The organism is Morganella psychrotolerans (assembly GCF_965118875.1).
GTDB classification, from domain to species: domain Bacteria; phylum Pseudomonadota; class Gammaproteobacteria; order Enterobacterales; family Enterobacteriaceae; genus Morganella; species Morganella psychrotolerans_C.
Genome location: NZ_CBCPJD010000006.1, coordinates 63452 through 81367, shown reverse-complemented (window position 1 = coordinate 81367; position 17916 = coordinate 63452). Strand labels below are relative to the sequence as shown.

At 49.7% G+C, this 17916-nt stretch carries 16 protein-coding genes and 1 other RNA gene; 4 read left to right on the top strand and 13 right to left on the bottom strand.

Annotated elements, in window-relative coordinates:
• Positions 1–85 precede the first annotated feature (85 nt).
• From gcvT to ACMHKJ_RS07530, 5 genes are all read right to left on the bottom strand, one after another.
• On the bottom strand, positions 86–1180 hold the full coding sequence (gene gcvT, locus ACMHKJ_RS07550; protein ID WP_413492840.1) for a glycine cleavage system aminomethyltransferase GcvT: 1095 nt from the start codon (positions 1178–1180) through the stop codon (positions 86–88).
• Positions 1181–1485: 305 nt separating this feature from the next.
• Entirely contained in the window at positions 1486–2721 is a 1236-nt protein-coding gene (gene ubiI / locus ACMHKJ_RS07545; RefSeq protein WP_413492839.1) for an FAD-dependent 2-octaprenylphenol hydroxylase, read from the bottom strand.
• A gap of 9 nt (positions 2722–2730) precedes the next feature.
• On the bottom strand, positions 2731–3927 hold the full coding sequence (gene ubiH / locus ACMHKJ_RS07540; RefSeq protein WP_413492838.1) for a 2-octaprenyl-6-methoxyphenyl hydroxylase: 1197 nt from the start codon (positions 3925–3927) through the stop codon (positions 2731–2733).
• 3 nt (positions 3928–3930) lie between these two features.
• On the bottom strand, positions 3931–5250 hold the full coding sequence (gene pepP / locus ACMHKJ_RS07535; RefSeq protein WP_413492837.1) for a Xaa-Pro aminopeptidase: 1320 nt from the start codon (positions 5248–5250) through the stop codon (positions 3931–3933).
• A 188-nt stretch (positions 5251–5438) separates the two neighbouring features.
• Positions 5439–6020, bottom strand: coding sequence for a YecA/YgfB family protein (locus tag ACMHKJ_RS07530; RefSeq protein WP_413492836.1), 582 nt, complete (start codon positions 6018–6020; stop codon positions 5439–5441).
• Positions 6021–6171: 151 nt separating this feature from the next.
• Between ACMHKJ_RS07530 and zapA the strand changes: the two genes are divergently transcribed.
• From zapA to ACMHKJ_RS07515, 3 genes are all read left to right on the top strand, one after another.
• Positions 6172–6501 carry a cell division protein ZapA gene (gene zapA, locus ACMHKJ_RS07525; RefSeq protein WP_413492835.1) on the top strand — a complete coding sequence of 110 codons (330 nt, stop codon included), beginning with the start codon at positions 6172–6174 and terminating at the stop codon, positions 6499–6501.
• Positions 6502–6610: 109 nt separating this feature from the next.
• Positions 6611–6793: non-coding RNA, 6S RNA (gene ssrS / locus ACMHKJ_RS07520), on the top strand.
• Positions 6794–6828: 35 nt separating this feature from the next.
• Positions 6829–7434, top strand: a complete 606-nt coding sequence (locus ACMHKJ_RS07515) for a 5-formyltetrahydrofolate cyclo-ligase (protein ID WP_413492834.1) — start codon at positions 6829–6831, stop codon at positions 7432–7434.
• 204 nt (positions 7435–7638) lie between these two features.
• On the opposite strand, the gene serA is transcribed toward ACMHKJ_RS07515, so the two are convergent.
• Together serA and rpiA are read right to left on the bottom strand one after the other, a co-directional pair.
• Entirely contained in the window at positions 7639–8889 is a 1251-nt protein-coding gene (serA, locus tag ACMHKJ_RS07510; RefSeq protein ID WP_413492833.1) for a phosphoglycerate dehydrogenase, read from the bottom strand.
• 343 nt (positions 8890–9232) lie between these two features.
• Entirely contained in the window at positions 9233–9889 is a 657-nt protein-coding gene (rpiA, locus tag ACMHKJ_RS07505; RefSeq protein WP_413492832.1) for a ribose-5-phosphate isomerase RpiA, read from the bottom strand.
• A 176-nt stretch (positions 9890–10065) separates the two neighbouring features.
• On the opposite strand from rpiA, the gene ACMHKJ_RS07500 reads away from it, so the two are divergent.
• Positions 10066–10974, top strand: coding sequence for a LysR family transcriptional regulator ArgP (locus ACMHKJ_RS07500; protein WP_413492831.1), 909 nt, complete (start codon positions 10066–10068; stop codon positions 10972–10974).
• On the opposite strand, the gene ACMHKJ_RS07495 is transcribed toward ACMHKJ_RS07500, so the two are convergent.
• From ACMHKJ_RS07495 to acnB, 6 genes are all read right to left on the bottom strand, one after another.
• Complete coding sequence (locus tag ACMHKJ_RS07495; protein ID WP_413492830.1) at positions 10971–11699, bottom strand: oxidative stress defense protein; 729 nt, start codon at positions 11697–11699, stop codon at positions 10971–10973. The two genes, ACMHKJ_RS07500 and ACMHKJ_RS07495, sit on opposite strands and share 4 nt — an antisense overlap.
• A 162-nt stretch (positions 11700–11861) precedes the next feature.
• Positions 11862–12485: an arginine exporter ArgO gene (gene argO / locus ACMHKJ_RS07490; RefSeq protein WP_413492829.1), complete on the bottom strand. Its 624-nt coding sequence runs from the start codon at positions 12483–12485 to the stop codon at positions 11862–11864.
• A gap of 188 nt (positions 12486–12673) precedes the next feature.
• Complete coding sequence (locus tag ACMHKJ_RS07485) at positions 12674–13222, bottom strand: hypothetical protein (protein WP_413492828.1); 549 nt, start codon at positions 13220–13222, stop codon at positions 12674–12676.
• Between the two features lie 68 nt (positions 13223–13290).
• Positions 13291–14151 (bottom strand): small-conductance mechanosensitive channel MscS, encoded by an 861-nt coding sequence (mscS, locus tag ACMHKJ_RS07480; protein WP_067360579.1) that lies wholly within the window; start codon positions 14149–14151, stop codon positions 13291–13293.
• 148 nt (positions 14152–14299) lie between these two features.
• Positions 14300–14665 carry a YacL family protein gene (locus ACMHKJ_RS07475; protein ID WP_413492827.1) on the bottom strand — a complete coding sequence of 122 codons (366 nt, stop codon included), beginning with the start codon at positions 14663–14665 and terminating at the stop codon, positions 14300–14302.
• Positions 14666–14905: 240 nt separating this feature from the next.
• Positions 14906–17503, bottom strand: a complete 2598-nt coding sequence (gene acnB, locus ACMHKJ_RS07470) for a bifunctional aconitate hydratase 2/2-methylisocitrate dehydratase (RefSeq protein ID WP_413492826.1) — start codon at positions 17501–17503, stop codon at positions 14906–14908.
• Between the last annotated feature and the right edge of the window lie 413 nt (positions 17504–17916).

Here is a 17916-nt window from a genome sequence, read left to right as displayed (position 1 = left end):
GCAGGTTCGTTGGCTACGCTACGCCTGCCTGCAACTTGAATGACGTTGAGTATATTCTTTATTAATCAATGAAATAAATTCAGCTTCAGACTAATTTTTTTCCGTTACGGACAAAACCCGGTTTCACAACCTCAACAGGCACTTCGCGATTACGCACCTGAACGACGGCAGTACTACCAATTCCCTGCGGGACACGCGCAAGGGCGATACTGAATCCTAATGTCGGCGAAAACGTTCCGCTGGTGATTATTCCGCTTTGCTGTTTACCAAGATCATCCGTAAAACGGACTTCCATCCCGCCACGCAATACGCCTTTTTCCCGCATCACCAGACCGACCAGTTTCTGCGTTCCGTCACGGCGGGCTTTTTCCAGCGCCTCACGACCAATAAACTTACGGTCTTCCGGCTGCCAGGCTATGGTCCAGCCCATATTTGCCGCCAGCGGATTAACCGTTTCGTCCATCTCCTGGCTGTAGAGGTTCATGCCGGCTTCCAGGCGTAATGTATCCCGCGCGCCTAATCCCGCCGGTTTCACGCCTGCTGCCAGCAGTTTTTGCCAGAGGCTGACAACCTGCTCTGCGGGCAGTGCAATTTCATACCCTTCTTCGCCGGTATAACCGGTGGTGGCAATAAAATAGTCGCCACTCTGCACGCCATAAAACGGTTTCATCCCGGCAACGGCGGCGTTTTGCTCTGCATTCAGTATGGTTGCCACTTTGGCTTTCGCCATGGGTCCCTGAACGGCAATCATCGCTAAATCATCGCGGACTGTCATCTCAAGAGCGAAATTTTTGCGATGCTCATCAATCCACGCCAGATCTTTTTCACGGGTGGCGGAGTTCACCACCAGCCGGTAAAAATCATCTGAAAAGTAATAAACGATAAGATCGTCAATAACCCCGCCGGAGGCATTGAGCATCCCGGTGTAGAGGGCTTTACCTTTTTCGGTGAGTTTTGCCACATCATTGGCGAGAAGATAACGGAGAAACGGCTGACATTCCGGACCATGAAAGTCAACGATTGTCATGTGGGAAACATCGAACATACCGGCGTCGCTGCGGACAATATGGTGTTCTTCTATCTGGGAGCCGTAGTGCAGCGGCATCATCCAGCCATGAAAATCCACCATTTTTGCCCCGCAGGCAACATGCTCACCGGACAGTGGAGTGTGTTGTGCCATTCTATCTCCTTTCAGTCAGACATAGTGCGCAGCCTGTACCGCGCAAACGATACCCTTTTCCTGACGTTATCACCGAATCACAAACGTAACCATAAGGAAAAATTGTGACCGTGTAATCGGGCGGAAAAATATGAGCGCTTAGTATGCAGTTTTTTCATCTGCCATTCTGAGGCTTAAAGCGCAAAACAGTATTAACGAAGGATAGTTTTGAATTACGCGATGGGATTGCACTAAAATACCGGACAGACCCACCGGTTAAATTTTAGTGCATTATGAATAAAACTAATGTGAAAAACAGCCTGAGATTAGATTTTTTCAACTGATACTGTGCCAGATTCGCGTAGCCAGTCAGGCATATCACTCAGACCCCGGGCGTGATGCAACAGCGCCGGTTTTACCCCGGGCAATGTGTCTGCCAGCACTAAACCGACATCGCGCACCAATTTTTTCAGCGGGTTATTACCCTCAAAAAGTTCACGAAAACCCTGCATGCCTGCCAGCATCAGCGCGGCACTCTGTTTGCGGCGGCGTTCAAAACGGCGCAGCCAGAAATAGTTGCCGATATCTTTGCCCTCTGCGGTCAGACGGCGGATTTCACCAATAAGTTCAGCGACATCCATAAAGCCGAGATTCACCCCCTGACCTGCCAGTGGATGAATAGTGTGTGCGGCATCGCCCAGCAGCGCCAGACGCGGTGCCGCAAACTGACGTGCATAACGCGCTGTCAGCGGGATAGCCTGCCGCTCACTGACAACCTCACATAACCCGAGCTGCACATCAAACGCCGCCGCCAGTTTGTGATTAAACTCAGCATCATTCAGATCCAGGCAGTGCTGCGCAGATAGCCCCGGTAATGACCAGACAATTGAACAATGATGTGCATCCGGCAGCGGCAAAAAGGCCAGAATGCCGTCGCCGTGAAACATCTGCCGCGCAATATTTTCATGCGGTAATTCTGTGCGGATAGTCGCGACCAGCGCGTGATGCTCATAATCCCAAAAAGAGATCGGAATATCCGCATGCTGACGCAACCACGAATTGGCACCATCGGCACCCACCACCAGCCGCGTACTGAGCATTTCATCATTTTCCAGCGTGATAAAGGCATCATTTTCGCCCCACGCCACCTGACGGATCTGCGTGCCGGTCAGCAAGGTCACATCCGGCAGTTTCTGTGCATGCTCCCAGAGCGTATTGCGGATAATATCATTTTCAATGATATGACCAAGATGCCCGCAGTGAGCCTCCTGCGCACTGAATGCAATACGCCCGAAGCTGTTATTGTCCCGTACTTCCATACCCTGATAAGGTGCGGTGCGTTTCGCCAGAATATCCTGCCAGACACCAAGCCGCGCCAGTAAGCGCTCACTGGCACTATTAATGGCCGAAACCCGGACAGAAAATGGAGACTGCGGGTCAAACCGGGTATCCGGTACCTGTTTTTCAATAACGGCTATCCGCAGCCCGCTGCCCTGCAATCCGCAGGCCAGTGCCAGACCAACCATGCCGCCACCGGCAATAACCACATCATACGACTGCATTGTTTATCCTTATTTTGTGGTGGGGTGAACGGAATATTGTGTCCGGCCGAGAGTCTGTTGTGCCAGCCGGTTGCGCAGAAACGGCAGCATTTCCATTGCCATCAGTCCGAGGTTTCGTCCGGCTGCCAGCGGAAAGCAACTGTTGGAAAACAGGCGGACAAGACCGTCGGTTAAGGTCATGGTCGTCTGACGATCGGCTTCACGCGCTGCCTGATATTGCATCAGCACGCGGTACTGACCAATATCTTCCTGTGATAAAAATGCCTGACTGATAACTTCAGCCAATGTCATCACATCACGCATGCCAAGGTTAAAACCCTGTCCGGCAATCGGGTGCAGTGTCTGGGAGGCATTTCCAACCAGCGCAAGCCGGTGTGAAATCTGTGATTGCGCCGCACTCAGTGTCAGCGGATAGCTGTGCCGGGTGCCGACAATCAGAATTTTACCAAGCTGCCAGCCGAATGCTTTCTGCAATTCACGGCGGAATGTTTCATCATCCCATCCGCGCACCGTATCCGCCATGTCTGCATGATGACACCAGACCAGCGAGCTGCGCCCTTGTGTCATCGGCAGCATCGCCAGTGGTCCCTGCGGGGTAAAGCGCTCAAATGCACGCCCGGCAGGATCCCGCTCTGTCATCACATTGGCGATCACCGCCACCTGCTCATACGGCGTATCTGTCCACTGTATGCCGCACTGCTGCGCCATCGCAGAGTGACTGCCGTCGGCAGCAATCAGAATTTGGCCTGTCAGTTCCCGGTCGTCATTCAACCGGACAGTAACCGCATCCGTTGTCCGCGTGATGCTTTTTACCGTATCCGGACAATATAATGTGACATTTTCCGCCTGTGCCAGACGGGCAAACAGCGCCTGTCCCGCATCATGCAATTCAATGACCTGACCCAGGGCATCAATATCATAATCTGCCGCCGCCATATTCACACAGCCGGTATGTCCCTGATCGGACACATGAACCCGGGTGATTGGTGCAGCATACGGTTTCAAATCAGACCACAGCCCTATTTTGTCCAGCCGCTGACAGGTGCCGTGAGCAAGCGCAATCGCCCGGGCATCAAAGCCCGGGTGATTGTCATCCGGCCGTTTTGCTTCCGCGATCGCGACCGGAAGCCTGCCGAGACTGAGGCGGGAAAGTGCCAGTGCCAGTGTCGCACCGGTCATTCCGCCTCCGGCGATAATAACGCTCATTAATTATTCAGCCTGTTTTGCTTTCACCATCAGGGCTTCTATCTCATCAGCCGTTTTCACTACTGTGGCGGTCAGGTTTTCATTACCCTGCTCTGTGATAACAATATCATCCTCAATACGGATGCCAATCCCGCGGTAGGCTTCCGGCACATCAGCATCCGGCGCGATATACAGCCCCGGTTCGATAGTCAGCACCATACCCGGTTCCAGAATACGATCACGGTCTGTGCCGTAATGCCCGACATCATGCACATCCAGCCCTAACCAGTGGCTCAGACTATGCATGAAAAACGCGCGGTACGCTTTGGTTTCGATCAAGTGCGGCACATCACCGGTTAATAACCCGAGTTTCACCAGCTCTTCGGTCATAATTTCAATCACCCGGTCTGTCACCGCCGCAATGGAGGTGCCCGGACGATAGAGTTCAAGAGACACATCCAGCGTTTTCAGAACGATATCGTAAATTTCGCGCTGCTCTTTCGAGAATTTTCCGCTGACCGGGAAGGTGCGGGTAATATCACCTGCATATCCTTCAATCTCACATCCGGCATCAATCAGAACCAGATCGCCGTCTTTCATCCGGCTCTCATTTTCGGTGTAATGCAGGATACAGCCGTTTTCACCGCTGCCGACAATGGTGTTATAAGACGGGAAACGCGCACCATTGCTGACAAATTCGTGTTCAATCTCACCCTGTAACTGATATTCAAACATGCCCGGGCGACAGATTTTCATTGCTCTGATGTGAGCAAGTGCGCTGACTTTTCCGGCGCGGCGCATAATATCCAGCTCCGCAGGAGATTTAAACAAACGCATATTGTGAACAACCGGACGCCAGTCAATCAGCGTGGCGGGTGCGCAGAGATTACGACGACTTCCCTGACGCAGCGTTTCCAGGGCATTAAAGACAATTGTATCCGCATATGCCATCTCACCCTGTGCAAAATAGAGCGTATCCAGACCATTGAGCAACTGATACAGCTGTTCATTGATATCATCGAACGGCAGCGCACGGTCAACACCCAGTTTCTCAGGGGCGGCATCCTGACCGAGACGACGCCCGAACCAGATTTCAGCAGTCAGATCACGTACACGGTTGAACAGGACACTGTGATTATGGGTTTCATCACTTTTAATCAGTACCAATACAGCTTCCGGCTCACTGAATCCGGTGAGATACAAAAAATCACTGTGCTGACGGTAGGGATATTCACTGTCTGCATTGCGCTGCGCCGGTGGTGCTGCAAAAAAAATAGCCGCACTCGCCGGTGCCATGTTTTCCAGCAATGCCTGACGACGTGAGATAAATTCTTGCCTATTCATACCCGCTCTCCTTGTACTATACCCTTATTCATTCAAACTGCAGGTTCGTTGGCTGCATCCTGAATGACGTTGGGTATACATGATATTCAGCCGTGTAATGTGAGTATTCAGACTGCCCCGGTTTTCCTGAAACCGGCAGATTATAATTTATCAGCGCAGTCAGACCGGAACCTCTGAGTATAAGCGACTTAGTGTAATGTGGGTTTCTGCTCCACTGCATCAGCCGTTTGTGCGCTGCGTGGTTTTGCCAGTGAAATATAGCAAAGTTGTACCACTACGCGAATATACTCGATAACCTCTTCCAGCGCCTCGGCCAATGCTTCCGCATCTTCTGCCTCATCATAGCCGAGCATACCGATTTCACGTAAATCTGTGACTATCTCCTGCACTTCTTTGCGCTCACTCAGTTTCGGATCTGCCACACCCAGACCTAATAAAAAGTGATTTACCCAGCCCGCCAGTTCATCCGCACGGGCAAATACACCGGCATCATCATCAGGTAGTAACAGGTTGAACTGACACTCTGTGTCATCCAGCAGTTCAAATGTGGTGTTAAAGAGCGCGCGTAACGGCTGTGATAAAATTTGAGAGAATGCCATTCCTTCATTCGTCAGGTCATGAACCAGTGCCTGCCAGGTATCATCAGTATTCCCGCCGCACAGTAAGCCCGTGATAAGGCCATGCATTTCCGACGCAGTCATTGCGACGGCCTGCTGGCGTAATAGTTCATCAAGTGTTTTAAAATCAGGCAGTGTTTTATCCGGGGTCATTATTTTGCTCACCAGTCGGGTTTTAGTTCGTGATATGCTACCATTAAGAGGCGCCGCTGTACCAGATTAGGGCTTCAGCCTGCTGGTATAACGTACACAATTCACGATACACAGGATAAAATATCCTGTAGCAGAACTAAAGGAAGATGTCATGTCTGCACAACCCGTTGATATCCAAATATTCGGGCGTTCCATGCGCGTTAATTGTCCACCGGAACAGAAAGAAGCACTGGTTGCTTCTGCTGCGGAGCTTGAACAACGGCTGCAGGACCTGAAAGTACGCAGTAAAGTGACTAACACTGAGCAGCTCGTTTTTATCGTGGCACTAAACATTTGTCACGAACTGACACAAGAAAAATTGAAAACGCGCGATTATGCCTATAACATGGAACAAAAGATAAAGCTGTTACAACAGACTATCGAGCAGGCGCTGCATGATCAAACACGAATCACTGAGCGTCAGGTAACAGCTATTGAATAAAATTGTTTAGAAATCAGTCACTAGACAAAAAAAATAATGAAATTAGGTTGCAATCTCAGCGCAGATTCATACAATGAACCTAAGAAAAGATTTAACGAAAGTTTCAAAAAATTCTCTGGAATGTTTGTCAGCGGGCGAGTCCCCTGAGCCGATATTGATACAGACAGAATGTGGTGATTTGTCACCGGTGAGCATACCTGACTCGTTCAGGCAGCCTAATGGAAGCAACACTGCGTTCACCTTGAACCAAGGGTTCAAGGGTAACAGCCTGCGACGGCATTCCGGAGATCTCCATCTCCACTCTTCGTTTACTCCGCTGACCTTACCATGACTAATGAAACGTTGTTACAGACGCGACATCATCTGCGCCAGTCAATCCGCCAAAAACGCCGTGAACTCAGCCCGGAACAGCAATCGGACGCCGCTCATGCGCTGGTTCAGCAAATCATTCATCATCCTGATATCGGTGATGCAAATAATATTGCCCTGTTTCTTTCTTTCGATGGCGAAATTGATACCGGCCCGCTGACAGAATGGTTATGGTCACAGGGAAAATACGTATTTTTACCTGTTTTGCACCCGTTCAGCCGCCACCACCTGTTATTTCTGGCTTATCGCCCTGATACTCCGCTGATTAAAAACAAATTTTCAATTTCAGAACCGGCATTGGATGTCACACAAGTGCTGCCGCCGGAGAAACTGGATCTGATGTTTATTCCGCTGGTCGCGTTTGATTCACAGGGAGAACGGCTGGGCATGGGCGGCGGTTTTTATGACCGTATGCTGGCAGACTGGAAAAATAAGGGATTTTACCCGGTGGGGCTGGCACATGACTGTCAGCAGGTCAGTGAATTACCTGCCGCACAGTGGGATATTCCGTTACCGGAAATAATCACACCTTCACGCCGCTGGTTGTGGCCTGAGCATAAATAAACAAGTATAAACAAAAAGTAACATCAGCTGATTGTACACCATATTCATTTACACCTGAGAAACTACCGGTAACGGGCAAAACGAAAAGTTGCTGTAAATACATTCGTGTAAGCTCAGCCGCGCCATCCATGCCGCGGATGCTTTTCGTTCTTCTGCCCGTTACCGTTCGTGTACTTTAACTATCAATAACAAAAACTACCAATATCAGAAAAGCTGGCGCGCGCGAACCGTTCCCGGCAAGGCTTTTAACTGAAGTAATACTTCATCAGCTTCCTGCGGGTTATTCGCCACCATATCAATAACCACATAGCCAAGCTCACCCGCCGTTTGTAAATACTGCGCCGCGATATTAATCCCGCGATCAGTAAATATCTGGTTGATGCTGGTCAGCATTCCCGGACGGTTTTCATGGATATGCAGCAGACGATTGGCATTTTGGGCATGACCCGGCAGTGAGACTTCCGGAAAATTGACCGCAGAGAGCGTCGAGCCGTTATCTGAGTATTTCGCCAGTTTGCCACCCACTTCAAAACCGATATTTTCCTGCGCTTCCTGCGTGGAGCCACCGATATGCGGCGTCAGAATGACATTATCGAAACCAATCAGCTGAGAAATAAACGGGTCGGCCGGGTCATTATTAGCCGCCGGTTCTGACGGGAACACATCCACCGCAGCACCGGAAAGGTGCTTCGAGGCCAGCGCCTGACTCAGTGCCGGAATATCAACAACCGTCCCGCGTGAGGCATTAATAAGAATAGCGCCCGGCTTCATCAGCTCAATCTCGTGTTTACTAATCATATTTTTAGTAGAATCTATTTCCGGCACATGCAGCGTCACCACATCGCTCATATTGAGCAGCTCAGAGAGATGGCGCACCTGGGTGGCATTTCCGAGAGGAAGCTTATTCTCTATGTCATAAAAATAGACATTCATCCCGATGGATTCCGCAAGGATACCCAGTTGTGTACCGATATGCCCGTAGCCGATAATCCCCAGCTTTTTACCCCGCGCCTCATAGCAACCTTTCGCCTGTTTATCCCAGATACCACGGTGGGCTTTGGCATTGGCTTCAGGAATACGACGCAGCAGCAGTAATAACTGTCCCAGTACCATCTCAGCCACGGAACGTGTGTTTGAGAAAGGTGCGTTAAAGACAGGAATACCGCGTTTTGCTGCCGCAGTCAGATCAACCTGATTGGTGCCGATGCAAAAACACCCGACAGCAACCAGTTTTTCGGCACAGGCAAAAATCTCTTCCGTCAGTTGAGTCCGGGAGCGGATACCGATAAAGCGGGCATCACGGATAGCTTGTTTTAATTCTTCCGTGGATAATGCACCTTTATGGTATTCAATGTTGCTGTAACCCGCTGCTTTAAGGCTGTCTACTGCACTCTGGTGTACGCCTTCCAATAGCAGAAATTTAATTTTCTCTTTTTCCAGTGATACTTTTACCATGACCCTGCCCTTTATTAGTTCCCGAATGTGTCTGTCCCTACACCCTTATTCATTCAAACTGCAGGTTCGTTGGCTGCATCCTGAATGACGTTGGGTATACACCAAAATAACAAAAAATGACGGCTCCGCAATACACGTCCCCGTAGGTGCTCAGCACAAATCGCAGGAAAAGAAGGGATTTACAGGAGAAAATGAAAAAATGCCGGAGAGTGATGATATTTTGGTCATATCAAAGACAAAATTGTGATATATATCACCGAAATTTATGCTTTAAAAAAAATAAAAAAAGGAGCGGTTATCCGCTCCTTTCTGTAATGCTGATATCAATATATATCACATTGATTTATTTGATGGTTTTCACGCCATCCTGCGTCCCCATCAGCACCACATCAGCGCCGCGGTTAGCAAATAAACCCACAGTCACAACACCTGCAATTGCGTTAATTTTATTTTCCATCTCAACCGGATTAAGAATTTCCAGGTTATGCACATCCAGAATCACGTTGCCGTTATCTGTCACCACATTCTGACGGTATTCCGGTTGTCCACCCAGTTTGACCAGTTCGCGGGCAACATACGAACGCGCCATCGGAATAACTTCAACCGGCAGCGGGAATTTACCCAGTAAATCCACATACTTGCTGTCATCGACGATACAAATAAAGGTTTTTGCAATTGCCGCAATGATTTTTTCGCGGGTGAGCGCTGCGCCACCGCCTTTGATCATATTCATGTGATGGTCGATTTCATCCGCGCCATCCACATACACATCCAGGCCGTCAACATCGTTGCAGTCAAATACCGGGATGCCGTAGCTTTTCAGTTTTGCAGTGGACGCCTCAGAGCTGGATACCGCGCCGTCAATCTGACCTTTCATAGTGGCAAGTGCATCAATAAAATGTGATGCGGTAGACCCCGTACCCACACCAACAATCGTTCCCGGCTTCACGTAGTCTAATGCCGCCCAGCCAACTGCTTTTTTTAATTCATCCTGATTCATTGTTTTGCCCTTTATTATTCATGATATGCCACCGGCACAGCCTGAGTTAATTATAGCAATTATTTCTCCGGCAGAATGCGAATTGTGGCATATTGTGACTTAGTGACAAATGAAATCATTTTTCATTACAGATTTTCAATCTGTTAGCTTACCAATGAAAAGAGGAGACGGCAGCAATGAGACGACCGGACTACCGGGCGCTTCAGGCGCTGGATGCAGTTATCCGTGAGCGTGGTTTTGAGCGGGCAGCACAGAAACTGTGTATTACCCAGTCAGCAGTGTCACAGCGGATCAAACAGCTGGAAAATTTGTTTGGTCAGCCGCTGCTGGTGCGCACCGTGCCGCCGCGCCCGACAGAAGAAGGGCAAAAATTACTGGGATTACTGCATCAGGTGGAGTTGCTGGAAGCCGAATGGCTGGGCGACGATGCCGGAAATATTGAACCGCCGCTTATTTCACTCGCCGTCAACGCAGACAGCCTGGCGACCTGGTTGCTTCCGGCACTGCGTCATGTGCTGGCGGATCTCGCTATCCGGCTGAATATTCAGGTGGAAGATGAATCACGTACCCATGAACGACTGCGGCGCGGAGAGGTAGTTGGTGCTGTCAGTATTCAGCCGCGCCCGTTACCGGGATGCCTTGCGGATCAACTGGGTGCGCTGGATTACCTGTTTGTCGGCTCGCCGGAATTTGCCGCGCGTTATTTTCCTGACGGCGTAAGTCGCAGTGCGCTTCTGAAAGCGCCGGCGGTGGCTTTTGACTATCTTGATGATATGCACATGGCATTCTTACAGACCAATTTTGACCTGGCGCCGGGCAGTGTGCCAAGCCACGTTCTTAACTCATCGGAAGCCTTTGTGCAGTTGGCAAAGCAGAGTTCGGCCTGTTGTATGATCCCGCATTTACAGATTGCGCGTGAGCTGGAGCGCGGAGAATTGGTGGATCTGACACCGGGTCTGTTCCAGCGCCGGATGCTGTACTGGCACCGTTTTTCACCGGAAAGCGCCACCATGCGCCGGGTGACTGACGCCCTGATCAAACACGGACGTCAGACATTGCGGCAGGCGCCGCCCGAAACAGATTAACGTTTCAGTTCAAACACAACATCCACCTGATCACGGAAATCAACTGTCTGCTGCTCGTAGGTTTCATCGGCCGTAGCGCCCGCAGGTGCTGCGTCCATGTTCATCATCATTTTACCGCGTGCCATAACCGGAACCGGCTGTGGTGCGTTATAACCAATGCTGTACACGGCACCCAGTTCAGAGCCGAAACCTTTTGCGACGGCTTTGGCCTGTGATACAGCATCATCAATGGCTTTCTGACGTGCATCCGCGCGATATTTTTCCGGGTTATTCACTCCGAATTCCACAGAGCGGATATCATCCAGACCACTTTTTAGCGCGCCGTCCAGCAGTGTATTTAACTTATTGAGATCATATACTTTTACTGTCACTGAGCGGGACGCATTGTAACCGCGGATCACCGACTCTTCTTTTTCTTTATCATAGACATAGTCAGGGCTGGTATTAATATTTGCCGCATTAATATCTTTTTTCTCAATTCCCTGCGCTTTCAGGAAATCAAAATACTGTGCAACGCGTTTATCTGCCTGTGCTTTGGCACCCGCAGCCCCGCTATCCTTCACTGTCACATTGATAGACAGTGTCGCCATATCAGGTTCAGCCTGAATAACCGCACTGCCGGAAGTTGAGATATGCGGACCGGCCGGGGTTTCCGCCGCCTGCGCAGCAACCGAATAACTCCCTAAAGCAACCATAGCCGCAAGGGCAAGAGATTTAAGTTTCACATATCCTCCTTCTGTTAAGATCCGGTCACATAACAGAACGTTATGCCGGAATTATTAACACTAACATAGATTAACAAAAGAATATTTCGGATTAATAAGAAATATCCAACCCTTTTAAGACTACGCTCTGAATAATTCAGGATGTCTGGTTGTTGACTGCGTTCAACCAGGCATCCTGAAGTATGACGAGGCTAATTGTATTGCGATATACCACATCACTGAACCGACAAACAGATTAATGATCCGCTGCGATACAGGCTTTTGTAATACCGGAGAGAACCAGGCTGATAACAGCGCCAGCCCGAAAAACCACAGAACAGAGGCGCACACGGCTCCGGCGGTAAACCAGATACGTAGGTCAGCACTCAGTTGCCCGCCGATACTGCCCAACACCACAAAGGTATCAAGATAGACATGCGGATTGAGCCAGGTCACTGCCACCAGCGTCATAATAACCCGCCAGCGGCTGCGGACAACCTGCTCCTGTATTGTCAGTGCAGCATCATCTGTAAAGACTGAGCGTAATGCCCCGAATCCATACCATAACAGAAACGCCACCCCGCCCCAGGTCACCAGCGCCATCAGCCAGACAGACTGACTCAGAAGCGCACTACCGCCGAAGACGCCGGCGGCGATCAGTAACACATCACTTAATGTGCATAAAAATGCACTCATCAGGTGATACTGCTTCCGGCAGCCCTGTTGCAGAACAAATACGTTTTGTGGCCCCAGCGGCAATATCATTGCCGCGCCGAGCAGTAACCCCTGAAAATATGTTTGTAACATGCAAAAAATCCCGATAAATATTCATTTCTCTTCAGATGGAATGAATATTACCGGGATTTTATTATTAGTGAAATTAATACAATTAATGGGTCATTAACATGCCTAATATCCTATACCCAACGTCATTCCAGATGCAGGCAGGTGGCAAGGGAAGATAGACGGGGAGCATACATTAGTATGTGACCCGGCTATCTGAGTGCGGCCAACGAACCTGCAGCTTGAATGAATAAGGGTATATACCAAACGTCAGATCCACTCCCAGACCAGACGTACCGGTGTACCGGTGTACCCAGATACCGGCTCACACGGCTGATGATTTCATCCCGCCCGTTATTCATGCAAACAACGAAACTGTTGTTATAGCGGACTGTCAGCCCGTAACAGGCAAAACCGGCAGTTTCATCATAATCCATATCCGGGATCACGACCGGTGCGCCACAACAGGGCGTCTGGCGGGGTGATAATGCAGCAGAAATACGCGCCTGTCCGCCATGCCTGACAATATCATTCACCTGTGCGCTCCACCATAAACCGGAAACGGCACAACGGCAGGCAGGACAAAGAGGATAACGGAAATTTTCGCTGCCGGACCAGAGGATCAAATCAGTCTGTGCCTGATGTATGATATCGTCTGCGGCCATCCATTCACTCAGATACTGCTCTGCTGCCTGCTGCTGCTCAGCATCCGGAATATAGGTCAGTGACTCAGGAATAAAATGGAGCAAATGTTCGCTCACCAGATTACCGCCGGTACGGTCAAAAAAAGCGGCACCTGCGAATTGGTGCCGCTTATAATATAATACCATTATGCGTTTTCTTGTTTGCCGTTTGGATTGATATGAACATCAAGCTGCGGGAACGGAATACCGATATTGTGTTTATCCAGTGCGCGTTTGAAATTTTCCAGTAAATCCCAGTTCACACTCAGAAAATCCCCGTTAACCGTCCAGTAACGGACAATAAAATTCAGGGAAGACGGTGCCATTTCATTAAGGCGGACCACGATACCTTTATCCTGCTGCACGCGCGGGTCGGCTTCTACAATATCGGTCAGGATCTTCTTCACCAGGTCAATATCCGCGTTATACGCAACACCCACAATAATATCGCGGCGGCGGTTTGGCTCACGGGTCACATTGATAATATCACCGGAAATAACTTTACCATTCGGGATAACAATGATTTTATCGTCAGCACTGCGCAGTGTTGTGGAGAAAATTTGTACCGTCTGAACAGTCCCTTCCGCAGCACCAATCACCACATATTCACCGGCACGGATCGGGCGGAAAACAACCAGCAATACACCCGCCGCCAGGTTTGAAAGTGAGCCCTGCAAGGCCAGACCAATAGCTAAACCTGCCGCACCCATTACCGCAATCACCGATGTCGTTTGCACACCAAGGCGACCCAGTACAGCAATCAGCGTAAAAGCAATCATCGCATAACGGACGATAGCCGAGAGAAAATCAGAAACGGTGATATCAACGCCGCGTATAGCCAGCAGGCGTGATACCGCTTTACCTGCCATTTTTGCGACAAACAGACCAATAATCAGGATCAGAACTGCGGCAACAAGATTCACGGCATATTCCAGTAACAATGTCTGGTTATTTGCCAGCCAGCCGGTAGCCTGGTTCAGGCCATCCGTCAGGAGTTGTTCATTCATTCTTCCACCTCAATGTGTTATCAAAAAAAAGCAAAATACTATTCACAACAATAATCATGGCAATAATCGGCCAGATTATGCCTGATGATTAAATTACTGATTTATATTACCGTAAAAAATGAAAAATTCAGAATAAAAGGTGCCACCCTCACCGGTCAGTCGTAACAAATTTACGGTAATTTTCCAGTAAAATCATAAAGTCATCGATTCCGCAAAAGGCAATACTTTCATTATCGTAATAGCTCATGCCATCTTCCGGTTCGTCAGTTTCAAACGCGATTTGATTCGCGTTAATCATCACTTCCTCATCATCCAGCAACAGCGTGTATTCATGCCCCACCCGCTGCCATTGCTGCTCCCGCCCTCTGACAACCTCACGGGCGCTGACTATCTCATCAAGAACAGAGAGATCCCCTTTTACCTCTTCATTCAGCCAGTGACCAACGGCTTCGTGATCCATTGACAGCTTAACTACCACATTTCCGTCAATTCCCCGTAAAAATTCATACTCCATCGCTGTGTACCTCTTATTGATGCTTTAGCGCAATACTATCTGTCACAGACTTCTATTTTAGCGGGTTATCACGCTTTCCGGTACATTAACCCTGTAATTAACCGGATAGCAGACGTAAAAAAACGGGAGACAGCCATCAGGCCATCTCCCGTTATATGCTACCGATATATACTCTTATTCATTCAAACCGCAGGTTCGTTGGCGGCATGAATGACGTTGGGTATAATCAGATATCCAACATCACACTACAGTCTGGAAAATCACGCCGTCAGCCACTTTTGTATACTGATCCAGCTTATCAAAGTTCAGATAACGGTAGGTATCTTCTGCTGTTTCATCCACTTTATTCATATAGGTCTGATACTCAGCCGGTGTCGGCAGACGTCCCAGTAATGATGCTACCGCAGCCAGCTCAGCTGATGCCAGATAAACATTGGCTCCGGTGCCGAGACGGTTCGGGAAGTTACGCGTGGATGTGGACACTACTGTTGAGTTATCCGCAACACGTGCCTGGTTGCCCATGCAGAGTGAACAGCCCGGGATTTCCACCCGCGCACCACTCTTGCCGAAGATGCTGTAATAGCCCTCTTCCGTCAGCTGAGCCGCATCCATCTTAGTCGGCGGAGCAACCCACAGCCGTGTCGGCAACTGGCCTTTGTGGCTGTCGAGCAGTTTACCCGCTGCACGGAAGTGCCCGATGTTGGTCATACAGGAACCGATGAAAACTTCATCGATTTTGCTGCCCGCCACATCAGATAACAGACGGGCATCATCCGGGTCATTCGGCGCACACAGAATCGGCTCTTTAATCGCATCAAGGTCAATATCAATCACTGCTGCGTAATCTGCATCCGCATCACCTTCCAGCAATTGCGGATCTGCCAGCCATTTTTCCATACTTTGAATGCGGCGCTCGATAGTCCGGCGATCGCCGTAACCTTCCGCGATCATCCATTTGAGCAGCACAATATTGGAATTAAGGTATTCGGTGACCGGCGCTTTATCCAGTTTAATGGTACAGCCCGCCGCAGAGCGCTCAGCAGAAGCATCAGCCAGTTCAAACGCCTGTTCAACTTTCAGTTCCGGCAGCCCTTCAATTTCAAGAATACGACCTGAAAAAATATTTACCTTACCTTTTTTCTCAACCGTCAGCAGCCCGTCCTGTATCGCATAATACGGAATAGCATGAACCAGGTCGCGCAGAGTGATACCCGGTTGCATTTTACCTTTAAAGCGCACCAGCACAGATTCCGGCATATCCAGCGGCATCACCCCGGTAGCTGCGGCAAATGCCACCAGCCCGGAGCCTGCCGGGAATGAAATACCAATAGGGAAACGGGTGTGGGAATCGCCGCCTGTACCGACAGTGTCCGGCAGCAGCATGCGGTTGAGCCAGGAGTGAATAATACCGTCACCCGGACGCAGCGAAACACCTCCGCGATTCATAATAAAATCAGGCAGTGTGTGGTGAGTATTCACATCCACCGGTTTCGGGTACGCTGCTGTGTGGCAGAAAGACTGCATCACGAGGTCAGCGGAGAAACCCAGACAGGCGAGGTCTTTCAGCTCGTCGCGGGTCATCGGACCGGTGGTGTCCTGAGAGCCGACAGAAGCCATTTTCGGTTCGCAGTACTCGCCCGGACGGATACCGGCAACACCGCAGGCGCGCCCGACCATTTTTTGTGCCAGCGAGAAGCCACGGCTGCTTTTTTCAACCGGTTTCGCCTGACGGAAAATATCTGCCGGCGGCAGACCAAGAGACTCACGTGCTTTTGCCGTCAGCCCGCGTCCGATAATCAGCGGAATTCGCCCGCCTGCGCGGACTTCATCGAGCAGTACATCAGTTTTCAGTTCAAATGTTGCCAGCAGTTCATTGGTTTCATGATTGCGTACCTCGCCTTTATACGGATAAACATCAATGATATCCCCCATATTCAGGTTATTAACATCCACTTCTACCGGCAACGCGCCCGCGTCTTCCATGGTATTGAAGAAAATCGGGGCGATTTTGCTGCCCAGCACAATACCGCCGCCGCGTTTATTCGGTACATACGGGATATCATCGCCCATAAACCACAGGACAGAGTTGGTTGCCGATTTACGGGAAGACCCCGTACCGACCACATCCCCGACATACGCCAGAGGAAAACCTTTTTTGCTGAGCAAATCAATTTGATTGACAGGCCCGATGTTGCCCGGCTCATCCGGATCAATACCCTCACGCGGGTTTTTCAGCATCGCAAGTGCATGTAACGGGATATCAGGACGCGACCAGGCGTCAGGCGCAGGAGACAAATCATCCGTATTGGTTTCGCCGGAGACTTTAAAAACCGTCACTGTTAGTTTTTCAGCTAATTTCGGACGTTCCAGGAACCATTTGGCGTCTGCCCATGACTGAATAATCGCTTTAGCGTGAGGATTACCGGCTTTGGCTTTCTCTTCCACGTCATAAAAATTATCAAACATCAGCAGTGTATGAGACAGCGCTTTCGCCGCAACCGGCGCAAGTTTTTCGTTATCAAGGGCGTCAATCAGGGCATGAATATTATATCCCCCCTGCATTGTTCCCAGTAATTCAATTGCTTTTTCCGCTGAAATGAGCGGTGAACGGGCATCACCTTTTGCCAGCGCAGCCAGAAAACCGGCTTTAACATACGCCGCTTCATCAACACCCGGCGGAACGCGGTTGGTAATCAGATCAACAAGAAATGCTTCTTCGCCTTGCGGCGGGGATTTCAGCAGTTCGACCAGGCCTGAGACCTGAGCCGCATTCAGTGGTACAGGGGCGATCCCTTGTGCTGCACGCTCGGCAACATGCTTACGATAATTTTCCAGCACGACATACTCCTTGCTTTCATTGTTTTTTATGAGTGCCCGGCAACGGGGTTTCAGCATATCAAAATTTAAACACATTGTTAATTCATTCACATTAAAGCAACATAAACAATTTGTGAGCTGAATAACATTAGTGAATTAAACTTGCGACTAACCCGTTACCCGGCGTTGCGCTGCTTTAAGCAGGAATTTGCCCGATAATTCATTATGCCTGCATGAAGAAAAACGTCTGATCCGCCATCAGGATGCACATAATTTATTAATATCTGAATAATATCAATTTGTCTATGCAAGCCGGTGTATACCCAACGTCATTCAGGATGCAGGCAGAGATTGCCGTAACGCGGACAATAAACAAAAAAAATCCGGCGCCATAACAGCAGCCGGATTTTTTGTTTTGATGATGTCAGGACATC